This window comes from Streptomyces sp. NPDC048504 (genome assembly GCF_043200035.1).
Lineage (GTDB): Bacteria > Actinomycetota > Actinomycetes > Streptomycetales > Streptomycetaceae > Streptomyces.
Map to the genome: position 1 here is coordinate 178,596 of NZ_JBICXA010000010.1, position 17,182 is coordinate 195,777.

General features: G+C 69.8%; 12 protein-coding genes. 3 read left to right on the forward strand and 9 right to left on the reverse strand.

Annotated features, from left to right (window positions below; genetic code table 11):
* Window positions 1–70: 70 nt before the first annotated feature.
* From ACGFY9_RS25390 to tkt, 7 genes are read right to left on the reverse strand one after another with little or no spacing between them, the layout of a single operon-like run.
* Complete coding sequence (locus tag ACGFY9_RS25390) at window positions 71–658, reverse strand: histidine phosphatase family protein (RefSeq protein ID WP_393757696.1); 588 nt, start codon at window positions 656–658, stop codon at window positions 71–73.
* A gap of 7 nt (window positions 659–665) precedes the next feature.
* The gene (gene gnd / locus ACGFY9_RS25395) at window positions 666–1,541 is read right to left on the reverse strand and encodes a phosphogluconate dehydrogenase (NAD(+)-dependent, decarboxylating) (RefSeq protein WP_393757698.1); all 876 of its coding nucleotides are present in this window, start codon (window positions 1,539–1,541) and stop codon (window positions 666–668) included.
* 1 nt (window position 1,542) lies between these two features.
* Window positions 1,543–3,201 carry a glucose-6-phosphate isomerase gene (pgi, locus tag ACGFY9_RS25400; protein ID WP_393757700.1) on the reverse strand — a complete coding sequence of 553 codons (1,659 nt, stop codon included), beginning with the start codon at window positions 3,199–3,201 and terminating at the stop codon, window positions 1,543–1,545.
* Window positions 3,194–4,129, reverse strand: a complete 936-nt coding sequence (gene opcA / locus ACGFY9_RS25405) for a glucose-6-phosphate dehydrogenase assembly protein OpcA (RefSeq protein WP_393757702.1) — start codon at window positions 4,127–4,129, stop codon at window positions 3,194–3,196. The genes pgi and opcA overlap by 8 nt, the downstream gene beginning before the upstream one ends.
* The gene (gene zwf, locus ACGFY9_RS25410; protein ID WP_393757704.1) at window positions 4,126–5,733 is read right to left on the reverse strand and encodes a glucose-6-phosphate dehydrogenase; all 1,608 of its coding nucleotides are present in this window, start codon (window positions 5,731–5,733) and stop codon (window positions 4,126–4,128) included. The genes opcA and zwf overlap by 4 nt, the downstream gene beginning before the upstream one ends.
* A complete protein-coding gene (tal, locus tag ACGFY9_RS25415) occupies window positions 5,730–6,875 on the reverse strand; it encodes a transaldolase (protein ID WP_393757706.1) in 1,146 nt (381 codons plus the stop codon). The genes zwf and tal overlap by 4 nt, the downstream gene beginning before the upstream one ends.
* Before the next feature lie 19 nt (window positions 6,876–6,894).
* Window positions 6,895–8,970 carry a transketolase gene (gene tkt, locus ACGFY9_RS25420; RefSeq protein ID WP_393757708.1) on the reverse strand — a complete coding sequence of 692 codons (2,076 nt, stop codon included), beginning with the start codon at window positions 8,968–8,970 and terminating at the stop codon, window positions 6,895–6,897.
* 146 nt (window positions 8,971–9,116) lie between these two features.
* On the opposite strand from tkt, the gene ACGFY9_RS25425 reads away from it, so the two are divergent.
* Both ACGFY9_RS25425 and ACGFY9_RS25430 read left to right on the forward strand, forming a co-directional pair.
* On the forward strand, window positions 9,117–10,016 hold the full coding sequence (locus ACGFY9_RS25425; protein WP_393757710.1) for a helix-turn-helix domain-containing protein: 900 nt from the start codon (window positions 9,117–9,119) through the stop codon (window positions 10,014–10,016).
* 59 nt (window positions 10,017–10,075) lie between these two features.
* Window positions 10,076–11,185 carry a hypothetical protein gene (locus tag ACGFY9_RS25430; RefSeq protein WP_393757712.1) on the forward strand — a complete coding sequence of 370 codons (1,110 nt, stop codon included), beginning with the start codon at window positions 10,076–10,078 and terminating at the stop codon, window positions 11,183–11,185.
* 28 nt (window positions 11,186–11,213) lie between these two features.
* Here the strand turns inward: ACGFY9_RS25430 and ACGFY9_RS25435 are convergent, their stop codons facing one another.
* Entirely contained in the window at window positions 11,214–12,617 is a 1,404-nt protein-coding gene (locus ACGFY9_RS25435; RefSeq protein WP_393757714.1) for a glycoside hydrolase family 16 protein, read from the reverse strand.
* Between the two features lie 199 nt (window positions 12,618–12,816).
* The gene (locus ACGFY9_RS25440; RefSeq protein WP_393757716.1) at window positions 12,817–14,064 is read right to left on the reverse strand and encodes an Ig-like domain-containing protein; all 1,248 of its coding nucleotides are present in this window, start codon (window positions 14,062–14,064) and stop codon (window positions 12,817–12,819) included.
* Between the two features lie 341 nt (window positions 14,065–14,405).
* On the opposite strand from ACGFY9_RS25440, the gene ACGFY9_RS25445 reads away from it, so the two are divergent.
* On the forward strand, window positions 14,406–17,069 hold the full coding sequence (locus tag ACGFY9_RS25445; RefSeq protein ID WP_393757718.1) for an FAD/NAD(P)-binding protein: 2,664 nt from the start codon (window positions 14,406–14,408) through the stop codon (window positions 17,067–17,069).
* Window positions 17,070–17,182: the final 113 nt, after the last annotated feature.

Below are 17,182 nucleotides of genomic sequence, written 5' to 3' on the forward strand. Positions count from 1 at the left end.
CACGGGCACAGGGGACGGCAACGGCCCGGACCGCACGTCAACGTACGGTCCGGGCCGGGGAGTTGCGTCGTTACGGTCGGGTGTTCCACTCCGCGATCACCGGGCGGTCGTGCTCGGTGGACAGGCGGCTGACCGTGCCGGTGGCCAGTTGGAACAGGCGGCCGTCCGCCGCCGTAAGTCCCAGTCGGCGGGCGGTGAGCACGCGCAGGAAGTGGGCGTGGGCCACGAGGATCACGTCACCGTCCACGAGCGCGGTGTCCACCCGCTTCAGGACCCGGTCGGCCCGGGCGCTGATCTCGTCAGGGGACTCGCCGGGGTGTCCGGCCGGCCCCGGCGGCACCCCGTCGGTCCACAAGTACCAGTCGGGGCGGGTGCGGTGGATGTCGACGGTGGTGACGCCCTCGTAGGCGCCGTAGTCCCACTCGTGCAGATCGGGGTCGGGTACGGCCCCGGTGATGCCCGCGAGTTCGGCGGTGCGTATCGCGCGGCCGAGCGGGCTGGTCAGTGCGGATGCGAAGGTCCGGTCCGAGAGGAGCGGAGCGAGGGACTTGGCCTGTTCCTCGCCGTGCTGGGTGAGGGGCAGGTCGGTCCAGCTGGTGTGCTGGCCCGACACGCTCCACTCCGTCTCGCCGTGGCGGACCAGCAGAAGATCCCCCACGGCGCGCCTACTTGGACTCGACGGCGTGGCCGCCGAACTGGTTGCGCAGCGCCGCGACCATCTTCATCTGCGGCGAGTCGTCCTGACGCGAGGCGAACCGCGCGAAGAGGGAGGCCGTGATCGCGGGGAGCGGCACCGCGTTGTCGATGGCCGCCTCGACGGTCCACCGGCCCTCGCCGGAGTCCTCAGCGAAACCGCGCAGCTTGTCCAAGTGCTCATCGCTGTCAAGGGCGTTGACCGCGAGGTCCAGCAGCCACGAGCGGATGACGGTGCCCTCCTGCCAGGAGCGGAACACCTCCCGCACGTCCGTGACGGAGTGGACCTTCTCCAGCAGCTCCCAACCCTCGGCGTACGCCTGCATCATGGCGTACTCGATGCCGTTGTGAACCATCTTCGAGAAGTGGCCGGCGCCCACCTTGCCGGCGTGGACGAAGCCGAACTCGCCCTCGGGCTTGAGGGCATCGAAGATCGGCTGCACCTTCGCGATGTTCTCGGCGTCGCCGCCGACCATCAGCGCGTAGCCGTTCTTCAGGCCCCACACACCACCGGACACGCCCGCGTCGACGAAGCCGATTCCCTTGGCGCCCAGCTCCTCGGCGTGCTTCTCGTCGTCCGTCCAGCGGGAGTTGCCGCCGTCCACGATGACGTCGCCGGGCTGGAGCAGCTCGCCCAGCTCGTCGACGACCGACTGGGTCGGGGCACCGGCCGGGACCATCACCCATACCGTGCGCGGGGCTTCGAGCTTGTCGACCAGTTCGGCGAGGCTATCGACGTCGGTCACTTCGGGGTTGCGGTCGTAGCCGATGACGGTGTGGCCCGCGCGGCGGATGCGCTCGCGCATGTTGCCGCCCATCTTGCCGAGGCCGATCAGTCCGAGCTGCATGTCAGTTCACTTCCTGGGAATTGCGGAGCGTCCGGTAGGTGGCCACGAGAGCGGCGGTGGAGGAGTCGAGGCCGGGCACGTCGGCGCCCTCGGTCAGGGCGGGTTCGACGCGCTTGGCGAGGACCTTGCCCAACTCCACGCCCCACTGGTCGAAGGAGTCGATGTTCCAGACCGCGCCCTGCACGAACACCTTGTGCTCGTAGAGCGCGATCAACTGCCCGAGCACCGACGGGGTCAGCTCGCGGGCCAGGATCGTGGTCGTGGGATGGTTGCCCTTGAACGTCTTGTGCGGCACCAGCTCCTCGGGCACACCCTCCGCGCGTACCTCGTCCGGTGTCTTGCCGAAGGCCAACGCCTGTGTCTGCGCGAAGAAGTTGGCCATCAGAAGGTCGTGCTGCTTCTTGAGGCCTTCGCTCAGTTCGCCGATCGGGTTGACGAAGCCGATGAAGTCCGCCGGGATCAACTTCGTGCCCTGGTGGATGAGTTGGTAGTAGGCGTGCTGCCCGTTCGTGCCGGGCGTGCCCCACACCACCGGGCCGGTCTGCCACTCCACCGGATTCCCGTCCCGGTCCACGGACTTGCCGTTGGACTCCATGTCCAGCTGCTGCAAGTAGGCGGTGAACTTGGAGAGGTAGTGGCTGTACGGCAGCACGGCGTGCGACTGGGCGTCGTGGAAGTTGCCGTACCAGACGCCCAACAGGCCAAGGAGGAGAGGGGCGTTGGACTCGGCGGGCGCGGTGCGGAAGTGCTCGTCGACGAGGTGGAAGCCGTCGAGCATCTCGCGGAAGCGGTCCGGGCCGATGGCGATCATCAGGGAGAGGCCGATGGCCGAGTCGTAGGAGTAGCGGCCGCCTACCCAGTCCCAGAACTCGAACATGTTGTCCGTGTCGATGCCGAAGTCCGACACCTTCCCGGCGTTCGTCGACAGCGCCACGAAGTGCTTGGCGACTCCCTTGTCGTCACCGCCGAGCCCCTCAAGGAGCCACGTCCGGGCGGACGTTGCGTTGGTGATCGTCTCGATCGTCGTGAACGTCTTGGACGCGACGATGAACAGCGTCTCGGCCGGGTCCAGGTCGCGGGTGGCCTCGTGGAGGTCGGCGCCGTCCACGTTCGACACGAAGCGGACCGTCAACGAGCGGTCGGTGAACGCGCGGAGCGCCTCGTACGCCATGGCCGGACCGAGGTCCGAGCCGCCGATGCCGATGTTGACGACGTTCTTGATGCGCTTGCCGGTGTGGCCGGTCCACTCGCCGGAGCGGACGCGGTCCGCGAAGCCGGCCATCTTGTCGAGCACGGCGTGGACTTGGGGCACGACGTTCTCACCGTCGACCTCGATCACCGCGTCACGCGGGGCGCGCAGCGCGGTGTGCAGGACCGCGCGGTCCTCGGTGACGTTGATCTTCTCGCCCCGGAACATCGCATCCCGGAGGCCGAACACGCCGGTGGCGGTGGCCAGTTCCTGGAGCAGGGCGAGGGTCTCGTCCGTGATCAGATGCTTGGAGTAGTCGATGCGCAGGTCGCCGACGGTGACGACGTACCGCTCCGCGCGCCCCGGGTCCGCCGCGAACAACTCACGCAACTGCGGCCGCAGTTGATCCGCGCGGTGGTCCTCCAGCGCGGCCCACTCCGGTCGCCGGGTGAGCTTGGGGGAGTCAGACATGAGAGGGGGTCTCCTTGGTGCCCTCGGCCCGGAGGGCGATGGCGTACATCTCGTCGGCGTCGAGGCGCCGCAGCTCCTCGGCGATCAGTTCGGAGGTCGTGCGGACCTTCAGCGCGAGGGTGCGGGACGGCTGTCCGGGCAGGGACAGCGTGGCCAGCGGGCCCTCGGGACGGTCGATGACGACCTCACCGGCGCCCGTGCCCAGGCGCACGGCCGTGATGACCGGTCCAGCGGTGACCACGCGGTCGATCTTCACCTTGAGGCGGGCCTCCAGCCAGCGGGCCAGCAGCTCGGCGGCCGGGTTGTCGGCCTCGCTCTCCACGGCACCAGAGGTGATCTTGGACTTGGCCTGGTCGAGGGCCGCCGCCAGCATCGAGCGCCACGGCGTCAGCCGGGTCCAGGCGAGGTCGGTGTCGCCGGGCGCGTAGGAACGGGCCCGGGTGTCCAGCGCCTCCAGCGGGTTCGCCGCCGCGTACAGGTCGGTGATCCGGCGCTGCGCGAGGGCACCCAGCGGGTCCTTCGACGGGACCTCGGGCGCGTCCCCCGGCCACCAGACGACGACCGGCGCGTCCGGCAGCAGCAGCGGCAGCACCACGGAGTCGGCGTGGTCGGACACCTCGCCGTAGGTCCGCAGCACGACCGTCTCGCCGGTGCCGGCGTCGGCGCCCACCCGGACCTCGGCGTCGAGGTGCGAGTTGGTGCGGTCGCGCGGGGTGCGGGCATGCCGCTTGATGACGACCAGGGTGCGCGAGGGGTGCTCGTGCGAGGCCTCCTCGGCCGCCTTGATCGAGTCGTAGGCGTTCTCCTCGTCCGTGACGATGACCATCGTCAGGACCATGCCCACGGCAGGGGTGCCGATGTCGCGGCGACCCTGCACCAGCGCCTTGTTGATCTTGCTTGCCGTGGTGTCGCTCAGGTCGATCTTCATGGCCTGCGCCAGCTCCGTCCGTCTCGTGCGAGCATCTCGTCCGCCTCCTCGGGACCCCAACTGCCCGAGGAGTACTGCGCGGGCTTGCCGTTCTGCGCCCAGTACTCCTCGATCGGGTCGAGGATCTTCCAGGACTCTTCCACTTCCTGGTGGCGCGGGAACAGGTTGGCGTCGCCGAGCAGCACATCCAGGATGAGCCGCTCGTACGCCTCCGGGCTCGACTCCGTGAACGACTCGCCGTAGGCGAAGTCCATGGACACGTCCCGGATCTCCATCGAGGTGCCCGGAACCTTGGAGCCGAACCGGACCGTCATGCCCTCGTCGGGCTGGACGCGGATGACGATCGCGTTCTGGCCCAGCTCCTCGGTGGCGCTGGAGTCGAAGGGGGAGTGCGGGGCGCGCTTGAAGACGACCGCGATCTCCGTCACGCGCCGCCCGAGCCGCTTGCCGGTGCGCAGGTAGAAGGGGACGCCCGCCCAGCGGCGGTTGTCGACCTCCAGCTTGACGGCCGCGTAGGTGTCGGTCTTCGACTGCGGGTCGATGCCGTCCTCCTGGAGGTAGCCGACGACCTTCTCGCCGCCCTGCCAGCCCTCCGCGTACTGCCCGAACACCGTGTGCTCGCCCAGCTTCTCGGGCAGCCGTACCGACTTCAGCACCTTGAGCTTCTCGGTGAGCAGCGCCTCCTCGTCGAAGGCGATCGGCTCCTCCATGGCGGTGAGCGCCATCAGCTGCAGGAGGTGGTTCTGGATGACGTCACGGGCCGAGCCGATGCCGTCGTAGTACCCGGCGCGCCCGCCGATGCCGATGTCCTCGGCCATCGTGATCTGGATGTGGTCGACGTAGGACCGGTTCCAGATGGGCTCGTACATCTGGTTGGCGAAGCGCAGCGCCAGGATGTTCTGGACGGTCTCCTTGCCGAGGTAGTGGTCGATGCGGAACACCTGGTCCGGGTCGAACACCTCGTGCACGATCTCGTTCAGCTCGCGCGCGCTCTTCAGGTCGCGGCCGAACGGCTTCTCGATGACCGCGCGCCGCCAGGAGCCCTCGCCGGCCGTCGCCAGGCCGTGCTTCTTCAGCTGCTGGACGACCTTCGGGAAGAACTTCGGCGGTACGGACAGATAGAACGCGTAGTTGCCGCTGGTCCCGCGGGACCCGTCCAACTCGTCGACCGCCGCGCGCAGTTGCTTGAACGCGGTGTCGTCGTCGAAGTCGCCCGGAATGAACCGCATGCCCTCGGCGAGCTGCTGCCAGACCTCCTCGCGGAACTCGGTCCGGGAGTGCTCGCGCACCGAGTCGTGCACCACCTGCGCGAAGTCCTGGTCCTCCCAGTCCCGCCGGGCGAACCCGACGAGCGAGAAGCCCGGCGGCAGCATGCCGCGGTTGGCCAGGTCGTACACGGCCGGCATCAGCTTCTTGCGGGACAGGTCACCGGTGACACCGAAGATGACCAGCCCGGACGGGCCCGCGATCCTGGGGAGCCGGCGGTCGCGCGGGTCGCGCAGCGGGTTGTCCCAGTCGGTGGCCGGCGCGTCGGTGATTTCCTCGACTGTCAGCTCCTGCGCGGCCTCCTCGGCCGCTTTCGTCTCGGGAAGCTCCTCGTTCATTCCCCGTCGACCCCCTTGCTGCTCAGCGACTTCGCGACGGCGTCCAGCAGGTCCTGCCAGGCCACCTCGAACTTGGCGACGCCTTCGTCCTCCAGCTGCTTGACGACGACGTCGTACGAGATCCCCAGTCGTTCTACGGCGTCCAGGTCGGCGCGGGCCTGCGCGTAGCCGCCGGTCACCGTGTCGCCGTGGATGTCGCCGTGGTCGGCGGTGGCGTTCAGCGTCGCCTCCGGCATGGTGTTGACCGTGCCGGGCGCGACCAGCTCGTCGACGTACAGGGTGTCCTTGTACGACGGGTCCTTCACACCGGTCGAGGCCCACAGGGGGCGCTGCTTGTTGGCCTTCGAGCCCGCGAGAACGGTCCAACGGTCACCGGAGAAGACCTCTTCGTAGGCCTCGTAGGCGAGCCGCGCGTTGGCGAGCGCCGCCTTGCCCTTGAGGGCGAGGGCCACGTCCGTGCCGAGCGCGGTCAGGCGCTTGTCGATCTCGGAGTCGACGCGGGAGACGAAGAACGAGGCCACGGAGTGGATGGTCGCCAGGTCGATGCCCGCGGCGCGCGCCTTCTCCAGGCCGGCCAGGTAGGCGTCCATGACCTCGCGGTAGCGCTCCAAGGAGAAGATCAGCGTGACGTTGACGCTGATGCCCTCGCCGATGACCTCGGTGATGGCCGGGAGACCTGCCTTCGTCGCCGGGATCTTGATCATCACGTTGGAACGGTCCACCAGCCAGGCCAGCTGCTTGGCCTCGGCGATGGTCGCCTCGGTGTTGTGGGCGAGCCGCGGGTCGACCTCGATCGACACCCGGCCGTCCCGGCCGCCGGTCGCGTCGCAGACGGGGCGCAGGATGTCGGCGGCGGCGCGGACGTCGGCGGTGGTCATCATCCGTACGGCCTCTTCGACCGTCACCTTGCGCACGGCCAGGTCGGCGAGCTGCTCCTCGTAGCCCTCGCCGGAGCCGATGGCGGCCTGGAAGATGGAGGGGTTGGTGGTGACACCGACGACGTTCCTGGTGTCGACGAGTTCGGCGAGGTTGCCGGACTCGATCCGCTTGCGCGACAGGTCGTCCAGCCAGATGGAGACGCCCTCGTCGGACAGGCGCTTGAGAGCTCCCGCGGTGGCGGTCACTTCGGTCACTGTGATCATCTTCTTTCTGGCGATCGGATCAACCGCGCGCGGCGGCAAGGGATTCCCGGGCAGCTGCGGCGACGTTCTCGGCCGTGAAACCGAACTCGGCGAACAGGGTCTTGGCATCGGCGGAGGCGCCGAAGTGTTCGAGGGAGACGATGCGTCCTGCGTCACCCACGAACCGGTACCACGTGAGACCGATCCCGGCCTCGACCGCAACGCGGGCCTTCACGGACGGCGGAAGGACGCTGTCGCGGTACTCGCGCGACTGCTCCTCGAACCACTCCACGGACGGCATCGACACCACCCGGGTGCCCACACCCTCGGCCTCCAGTTGCTCCCGCGCCTCGACGGCGAGGTGGACCTCGGAACCGGTCGCGATGAGCACCACGTCCGGGGTCCCGGTGGAGGAGTCCTTGAGGACGTAACCGCCGCGTGCCGCATCGGAGTTGGGCGCGTAGGTCGGCACACCCTGGCGGGTCAGCGCGAGGCCGTGCGGGGCGGGCTTCGTGGCGTGCCGCTTGAGGATCTCGGCCCAGGCGATCGCGGTCTCGTTGGCGTCGGCCGGACGCACGATGTTCAGGCCCGGGATGGCGCGCAGCGAGGCGAGGTGCTCGACCGGCTGGTGGGTGGGGCCGTCCTCGCCGAGACCGATCGAGTCGTGGGTCCAGACGTACGTCACGGGGAGCTGCATCAGCGCGGAGAGGCGGACGGCGTTGCGCATGTAGTCGGAGAACACCAGGAAGGTGCCGCCGTAGACACGGGTGTTGCCGTGCAGGGCGATGCCGTTCATCTCGGCCGCCATCGAGTGCTCGCGGATACCGAAGTGGATCGTACGGCCGTACGGGTCGGCCTCCGGCAGCGGGTTGCCCTCCGGGAGGAAGGACGAGTTCTTGTCGATGGTGGTGTTGTTCGAGCCGGCCAGGTCGGCGGAGCCGCCCCACAGCTCGGGCAGGACCGGTCCAAGCGCCTGGAGCACCTTGCCGGAGGCGGCACGGGTCGCGACGGAGGAGCCCGCCTCGAAGACCGGCAGCGACTGCTCCCAGCCCTCGGGGAGCTGACCGGCGACGACCCGGTCGAAGAGCTTCGCGCGCTCGGGCTGGGCGCCGCGCCACTTGTCGAGCTGCTTGTCCCACGCGGAGTGCGCCTCGGCGCCCCGGTCCAGGGCCCTGCGGCTGTGGGCGATGACCTCGTCGGCGACCTCGAAGGACTTCTCGGGGTCGAAGCCGAGGACGCGCTTGGTGGCGGCGATCTCGTCGGCTCCGAGCGCGGAGCCGTGGGCGGCCTCGGTGTTCTGCGCGTTTGGAGCGGGCCAGGCGATGATCGTGCGCATCGCGATGATCGAGGGGCGCTCGGTCTCGGCCTGCGCCGTCTTCAGCGCCGTGTACAGCGCGTGCGGGTCGATGTCGCCGTCGGCGGAGGGCTCGATGCGCTGGGTGTGCCAGCCGTAGGCCTCGTACCGCTTCAGGACGTCCTCGGAGAAGGCGGTCGCGGTGTCGCCCTCGATGGAGATGTGGTTGTCGTCGTAGACGAAGACGAGGTTGCCGAGCTTCTGGTGGCCGGCCAGGGAGGAGGCCTCGGCGGAGATGCCCTCCTCCAGGTCGCCGTCGGAGACGATCGCCCAGATCGTGTGGTCGAAGGGCGACTCGCCCTCGGGTGCCTCGGGGTCGAACAGGCCGCGCTCGTAGCGGGCGGCCATGGCCATGCCCACCGCGTTGGCGACACCCTGGCCGAGCGGTCCTGTCGTGGTCTCCACACCGGCCGTATGCCCGTACTCGGGGTGACCAGGCGTCTTCGACCCGTGCGTCCGGAACGCCTTCAGGTCGTCCAGCTCCAGCTCGTACCCGGCGAGGTACAGCTGCGTGTACAGCGTCAGCGAGGTGTGGCCGGGGGAGAGGACGAAGCGGTCGCGGCCGGTCCACTCGGGATCCGCGGGGTCGTGACGCATCACCTTCTGAAAGATCGTGTACGCGGCGGGAGCCAGGGCCATCGCGGTGCCCGGGTGACCGTTGCCGACCTTCTGCACCGCGTCAGCGGCCAGAACACGGGCGGTGTCGACGGCTCGACGATCGAGATCGGTCCACTCGAAGCTGTCAGGTGTGTGCGCGTTCATCTTCAAGAAGTCCTCGGTAAGAGCGGCAGAACTGCTCGGACGTCTTCAAATCTAAAAGTCTGACTTTTACGAGGGAAGGTGCCGGTGTGCCAGCCTGTGGTGAAAGTGGGACACCGGTATCAGCGCTGAGGCGGCACGAGAAGGACATGACGGACAGAACTATCCAAGACGTCGGCGGTGACGGCGACGTGATCAGAACGTTTCCCTTCCCTGTCGATCTGAGTGTCTGCGGTGTGGGCATGCAGGTCGGCCCGATGGGCACCGACCACACCTGGCACGCCGACGCACCCCTGCACCGCGTCCACCGCATCGACTTCCATGTGGTGATGCTCTTCTCCGGTGGCCCGGTCCGCCACATGATCGACTTCGCCGAGTACGAGGTGAGCGCCGGTGACATCCTGTGGGTCCGCCCCGGCCAGGTCCACCGCTTCTCCCGCCTCGACGAGTACCGGGGCACCGTCCTGACCATGCAGCCCGGCTTCCTCCCGCGCGCCACGGTCGAGGCGACCGGCCTCTACCGCTACGACCTCCCACCCGTCCTGCACCCCGACGAGCCCCGCCTCGCCGCCCTGCGCGCCTCCCTGGGCCAGCTCCAGCGCGAGTACGAGGACACCGAGACACTCCCGCTGAGCCTCCACACCTCGGTGCTACGACACTCCCTGACGGCGTTCCTGCTGCGCCTGGCCCACCTGGCGGCGAGCTCGGCGGCAGACGCCGCCCGGCAGGCCGACACGACGTTCACCCTCTTCCGGAACGCCGTCGAGAAGGGCTTCGCCACCAACCACAGCGTCAGCGCCTACGCCGACGCTCTCGGCTACTCCCGCCGCACCCTCGTCCGCGCGGTCCGCGCCGCGACCGGCGAGACCCCCAAGGGCTTCATCGACAAGCGCGTCGTCCTGGAGGCGAAGCGGCTGTTGGCCCACACGGACCTGCCGATCGGCCGCGTCGGGGCGGCAGTTGGGTTTCCCGACGCGGCGAACTTCTCCAAGTTCTTCCAGCAGCACACGGATGTGACGCCGGCGGGGTTTCGGGCGGAGTTGCGCTGACGGCCTGCTGACGGGCGGACCAGGGTCGCTGGGCTTGGATCTCTTCGGGGGGAGAGAACATGAACGATGTCTGGTCCGCGCTGTCCGAGGGCTCTCGGCCCAACGAGCGTCTCGCTCAAGGGTGGTTGTCGGGGCTGGGGCTGAACCTCGCCGCCCCGGTGGAGGTGCTGGTCAGCCTCTTCGATGCCGGAGAAGCGACCTTTCTGTACCGTACGGACCTTCCAGTCGGCGTTCTGGACGCGGCCGTGGTCCATCCGTCGAGAAACGTCTGGGGCAGGGCCGCGGAGCACGGGAAACTCTCGCGCGATCAGTGGGACCGGCTTCTGACCGCCACCGCCGGGCTACCCGTTCACGGGCTGTTGGCCGAGATGGCGGACGAGCAGGACGAATACCGACGACGCGGCGCGCGTATCGGCGTGGACCGCCCGCCGCCCCCCGAATCCCGCCCACCTGCCACACCGGCCGAGATCGCCGCCATGGCCGACACCGTCCCCGACATCACATCGGACCACCGCAGCTACGCCCTGTGGTGGGTCGCGGCCCTCCACGACGACGCGGCCGCCATGCGGCAACTGGCCTCGTCCGCCAAGCTGTTGATCCGTCGCAGCGTGGCCCGCGCCGTGCACCTTCCCCCTGACGTCGTGGACCTGGTGGCCCGCGACGAAGACCGCGTCGTACGTCTCTTCCTCACCGAGTCCTGCGACGACGCTCCCGGGGACCTGCTCCTCGACGTGTGGACCTGGTGGCCCGGCAGCTTCTCGTTCCCCGGCCGTCCCCGCAACCACCCCAACTTCCCCCGCGACGGCCTGCTGCGCTTCGCCGACGACCCACGGCCGCGCGTGCGTCTTCTCGCACTCGACGATCCCGCGTCGGGCGACGACCTCGTCGAGCGGTTCAGCCGCGATCCCGACAACGAGGTGCGAGGGCGAGCGGCGGGCGATCCGCGGCTGTCCCCCGACTCCGCGGTCAGGCTGGCCCAGGACACCGCCTGGGAGGTGTGTCACCCGGCCCGGCGAAACCCGGCTCTGCCCCCGGCATCCCTGGTGTCGTTGCTCCTCGACGAAAACAGCGCCCAGGACGCGGCCCGGAATCCGGCCCTTCCCGTGACCGTCATGCACCGCGTGATCGCGCTGGCGGGAAAGGAGAAGGGGCCCCACGCGCACGCGTGAAGCCCCCTTTTCCTGTGGGGAGTTGGGATCAGTGACCGAAGTCGAACCAGTTCACGTTCACGAAGTCCGCCGGCTGGCCGCTGCTGAAGGTGAGGTAGACGTCGTGGGTACCGGTGACCGAGCTGATGTTCGCGGGCACCGTTCTCCATGACTGCCAGCCCCCGGTGTTGGCCAGCGCGAAGCTGCCGACCGGGGTCGCGGTGGGGCTGTCCAGGCGGACCTGGACCAGGCCGCTGACCCCGCTCGCGGCGCCGCTCGCCACCCGGGCGTAGAACTGGGTGGCCGCCGTGGAGCCGAAGTTGACGCCCTTGTAGAGGGCCCAGTCGCCGTTGGCGATGGAGCCGATGTCCTGGCCGCCGCCGGTGTCCGTGGTGGTCTCGGCGATCGTGCCGGACTGGCTGTCGTAGGACTCGGCCTGGATGGCGCTGTAGGCGTCCCGGTTGCCGGTCGGCGGGGTCGTGGTACCGCTCCCACTGCCCGTGGACGAGAGCACCTGGACGTAGTCCACCGTCATCGGGTGGTTCGGGTCGGTGGCGCTGGTGGGGCCGCCGCCGAACGCGTCCGGGAAGCCGCCGCCCATCGCCACGTTCAGGATGATGAAGAAGCCGTGGTTGGTGGCGTTGGCCCACGTGGTGGCGTCGACCTGACTGGCGTTCACCGTGTGGAAGTTGACGCCGTCGAGGTAGAAGCGGATCTGCTCGGGGCTCGTCGACCTGTCCCACTCCATGGCGTACGTGTGGAAGCCGGCCTGGCAAGTCGTCCCGGTGCAGGCGGTGTTGCCACCGATGCCGGTCGTCTCGTTGCAAGGGCCGCCCGGGTTGGTGCCGCAATGCACCGTCGCCCAGTCGGTGTTGAGACCCTGCACGTTCTCCATCACGTCCAACTCGCCCACGCTGGGCCAGTTTTGATAATTGCCCCGGTACGGCGCGCCCAGCATCCAGAACGCGGGCCAGTAGCCGAGCGCCGACGAGCCGGTGACATTGGGGAGTTGGATACGGGCCTCGACGCGGAGCTTCCCGCCGGCCGGCGGCTGGAAGTCGGTGCGGTTGGTCTCGATACGGCCCGAGGTCCAGTTGCCGGAGGCGTCCCGGCGCGGGGTGATCAGCAGGTTGCCGTTGCCGTCGAGGGCCACGTTGTTGGTGGAGGAGGTCATCGTCTCGACCTCGCCGGTGCCCCAGTTGGCGGCCCCGCCCGGATACGAAGTCCCGGTGTCGTACTGCCAGTTGGCGGTGGAGACACCGGTGCCCGCGGAGCCGTTGAAGTCGTCCAGGAAGACCTGTGTCCAGCCGGACGGGGGCGTGGGCGCGGACGCGTTCGCGGGCAGGGTGAAGGCCGTGGCGGTGGCGGCCGCCAGGCCGAGGGTGCTGAGGACGGCGATCAGGACACGCCGTAGGGGACGGGGTCTGCGCTGCGTGCCGGAGGGTTCACTCATCGGTGCCTCTCGGATACGGAGTGGGGGTGCGGGTGCCTGCCTGAGAGCGCTCTCACGCAGTGGGTGCGCGGTCAATGTGCTCTCAGCCACTCCGGGCGTCAAGAGGTGAAGCCGGGAAAGTCCTTTCGCTGTGCGGGAGTTCAGGCGATGAATGCGGTGAAAGAGGAGGTTTCCGATCCGCCTTCCGGGGTGACGGTCCCTAGACCGCGCTCCCCGCCTTCCAGTCCGCCCACGACAGGTTCCAGCCGTTGAGGCCGTTGTCCGCCGCCACGGTCTTGTCGCCGGAGTTCTTCACGATGACGACGTCGCCGAGCATCGAGCTGTCGTAGAACTTGTAGCCCGCCACCGATGTGTCGTTGGCGCCCTTCGCGTCGTGCAGGCCGACGCAGCCGTGGCTGGTGTTCTCGCTGCCGAAGACCGAGGTGGACGCCCAGTAGTTGCCGTGCACGAAGGTGCCGGAGGTGGTGAGGCGCTGGGCGTGCGGGACGTCGGAGATGTCGTACTCGTCGCCGAGGCCGACCGTCGAGGACTCCATGCGGGTCTGCTTGAACCGCTCGCTGATCACCATGATCCCGGACCAGGTGGTGTGCTGGGCGTTGCCGCCGCTGACCGGATAGGTCGCGAGGGTCTTGCCGTCGCGCTTGACGACCATCTCCTTGCCGGCCAGGTCGACCGTGCTGATCTGCTCGCGGCCGATGTCGAAGGTGACGTCCTTGGACTGGATGCCGTAGATGCCGTCCTGGCCCTCGACGTCCTTCAGGCGGAGGCTGAGCGTGATCTTGGTGCCGGCCGCCCAGTACGTCTCGGGGCGGAAGTCGAGCCGGGTGTCGCTGAACCAGTGGCCGACGACCTCGACGGCGGGCTCGGCGGTGACCGTGATCGCCTTCTGGACAGCGGCCCGGTCGGTGACCGCGTGCGTGAAGTTGATCGACACGGGCATGCCGACGCCGGAGGTGGAGTTCGCCTCGGGGGTGAAGTAGCCGACGAAGGTCTCGCCGGGCGACTTCGTGGTGAAGGTCACCGTCTTCGCGGCGGCGCCCTGCGCCTGCGCCGCGACCGTGTACTTCGTGCCCGAGTACGGGTTCTTCGCGGACGTCCACTTCGTCCTGGCGTCGTTGAAGGTGCCGGCCAGCGTGGAGCCGTCGTTGCCGGTCACCTTCACCGCGGCGAGCGTGCCGTCGGCCACGGTGACCGTGACCGGGGTGGTGAAATCGGCCTTCTTGGTGCCGTCGGCGGGCAGGACCGTGACGGTCGGCGCCTTCGCGGCCTTCACGGACGCCGTCGCCGACGAACCGCCGGAGGAGGAGCCCTCCGCGGCGCCGGCCGAACCGCTGCAGCCGGTCAGGACGGCGGCGGCCGGTACCACCCCGAGAACGGTGAGGACCCCGCGACGGGACCACCTCTCCGACTGCTTCTCGGACCGGTTGGATATGTGCGACACGCCCACGGCACGCCTTCCTCCGCATGTCGCGCACACCCCCTGGCCGTACGCGACGAGATCACCAGTGCCGTTGCATCCTGCGCTACTTCCATGGGTTGAATCTTTGAATCCCAGGAGCTCCACCTGAGATTCCTGTGAAGAGAGCCTGAAAGAAGTCCTGAAACCACGGTTGCCGGACGGTTCCCGAGTGTGAACAGAGTATGAAGGCGCCGACCGGTGCCCTGAGTATCCGGTGAGATCCCCGTCCCGCCATGGCTTCCCCACCTGTCCGGTCGGAATAGTGAGGAAGGAACTGAAGGCGGAGTTCCGCTTCGGCGGCTCCGCGGCAGACCACGCCGGAGGTATTCGTGACCGAAGTCCGCAAGCGGCCCACCGTGGCGATCGTCGGAGCGGGCGCGGCAGGCACCCTGACCGCCGTCCAGCTGTGCGAGACCGCCACCCGCCGCCGGACCCCGCTCGACCTGGTGCTGGTCGACCCGGCCCCGGAGGCCGGCCGCGGCACCGCCTACGCGACACCCGATCCACGCCACCGGCTCAACGTCCCGGCGGGCGGCATGAGTTGCTACCCCGACGACCCCGGCCACTTCACGCGCTGGCTGTGCCGCCACGGTGAACCCACCGTCAGCGGCGCCGACTTCGCCACCCGCTACCGCTACGGCGCCTACCTCGCCGACACCCTCGCCCAGGCCGTCGTCCGCTCCCACGGCACGGTCTCCGTACGCCGGCTGCGCACCCGCGCCGAGAGCTGTACCGGCACCCCCGAAGGCCCGGTGGAACTCCACCTCGCCGACGGGGGACTCCTCACCGCCGACAGCGCGGTCCTGGCCACCGGCCCCGCCGCTCCTACGGCCGCCTGGGCCCCGCCCGCGCTGCGCACCTCACCCCGATTCGTCAACTCACCCTGGAAACCCGGTGCGTTGGACGCCGTGCGCGATGACACCGCAGACATCCTCCTCGTCGGCACGGGCCTCACCTCCGTGGACCTCGCCCTCTCCTTGGACCGTTCCGAACGCACGGTCCACGCCGTCTCCCGCAGCGGACTCCTCCCGCAACCGCACGCGTTGGGACCGGCCGGCGCGATGGAGGCGCCGAGCTGGCCCCGCGACCTGACACTGAACGCACTGCGCCGAACCGTCTACCGGCACGTCAGCCGCTCGGTCCGCACCCACGGAGACTGGCGCCCCGCCCTCGACAGCCTGCGCCCGCACACCGCGCGACTCTGGCGCAGCCTCACCCCCGAAGAGCGCGGGGAGTTCCTCGCCCACGAAGGCGCCCTCTGGAACACCCACCGCCACCGCATGGCACCCACCACCGCCGAGTCGGTCACCCGGGCCCGCACCGCACGCCGCCTCCAGGTGCACGCGGGCACGATCGCCGACGCGGCGGAGGACGGCGGCCAGTTGGTTGTCACACTCTCCAACGGCCGTACGCTGCGCGTGGGTTGGGTGATCGACTGCACGGGACCCGGGCAGCGGCTCGAAGACCCTTTGTGGCGTGGTCTGTTCGAGACCGGTACGGCAGTTCCCGGACCGCTCGGCATGGGCGTCGCCACCCGCGACGGACGCCTCCTCGACGCCCAAGGCCGTTCCCCACGACCGCTGTTCACGCTCGGCGCCCCCAGGCGCGGCGAGTTGTGGGAGACCACCGCGATCCCCGAGATCCGCGTCCAGGCGGCCGCCCTGGCCCAGCAGTTGCCGGCGCCACCGGCCCGCCGCGCCGCCCGCCGCAGGCCCGTCGACGGACTCGGACTCCCGCTGTCGACCCACGCCGAGGCCGCCACCGCGTACCGCAACGGGCTCGACCGGGTCCTCAGGGTCCGCGCCGGAGCCGAGGACGCCTTCGCCCGCGCGGTCGCCCTGGACCCCGGATTCGCCCTGGGACACGCGGCGTTGGCCCTGCTCGGCCACGAGTGCGGAGCCGCCGTCGACGTACCCCGGGCACTCGCGGACGCCCAGCGCTGCGCACACGAACGCGCCGACGAACGCGAACGCTCCTTCGTGGACGTGATCACGCGCCGCGTCCAATCCGCCGACGGCGACCGCGCGTTGATACGCCACCTCGACACCCACCCCGCCGACGCGCTCGCCCTCGCCGCCGCCGTCCCCACCATCGCCTTCTCCGGCGTCACCGACCTGGACGACGACTACGCGCTACGGCTCGTCGAGCGGACGTCCCCCGCCTACGACGGGCACTGGTTCCACACCTCGCTGCTCGCGTTCCTCCGCCAGGAGCAGGGCCGGCTGCACGAGGCGGGTGAACTCGCCCACCGTGCGCTGGGAGTCGAGCCCGCGTCCGGTCACGCCGTGCACGCGCTGGCCCACGTCCACTACGAGTCCGGCGCCCACGAGGCGGGCCGGGACTGGCTGGACGGCTGGGTGTCCGGGCAGGGCCGGGGTGCCGTCCACCGGGCCCACTTCTCCTGGCACATCGCCCTGCACGAACTCGCGTTGGACGACCCGGCCGCCGTACGCAGGCGCTGGTTCGCCCAGTTGGCGCCGGGGCGGGTGACCGGGGTACGTGCGCTGGTGGACTCGGGGTCGCTGCTGTGGCGGGCGCGGCTCAGCGGCAACTGGCAGGGGGAGCTGCCCACTTCGGACGTCCTGGACACCGTGGCCTGTGACGTGCTGGAGCGACCGGCGACGGCCTTCACGGCCCTGCACGCGGCGGTGGCTCTGACGGCGGCCGGAGACCTCCCGGCCCTCCGCCGCCTGCGCGACCACGCGGCGGCCGCCGACCCGGTGCAGCGCGAGGTCATCGCCCCGCTCTGCGACGCCTTCGCCGCCCTCGTCGAACACCGCTTCCACGAAGCGGCCCACGGCCTCGACGCGTTGCTGCCGGTCCTGCGCAAGGTGGGCGGCAGCGCGGCCCAACGCGAGGTCGTCGAGGAGACGTTGCTGTACGCGCTGGTGTCGGCGGGGCGGTGCGACGCGGCACGACGGTTGCTGGACGCACGGTTGGACCGGAAGGCGGCGCCTCGGGATCGGCGGATGCTGGCGGGGTTGCCCGGGTGAGGCGGGTGGGGGCGGACGCCGGTGCTGGACGCGCGTCCCAGTCGTAGGCCGGGGTTGGTGGGTAAAGCGGGTGGGACGAGCGGGAGTTGGACGCGTGTCCCGTCGTGGGCCCG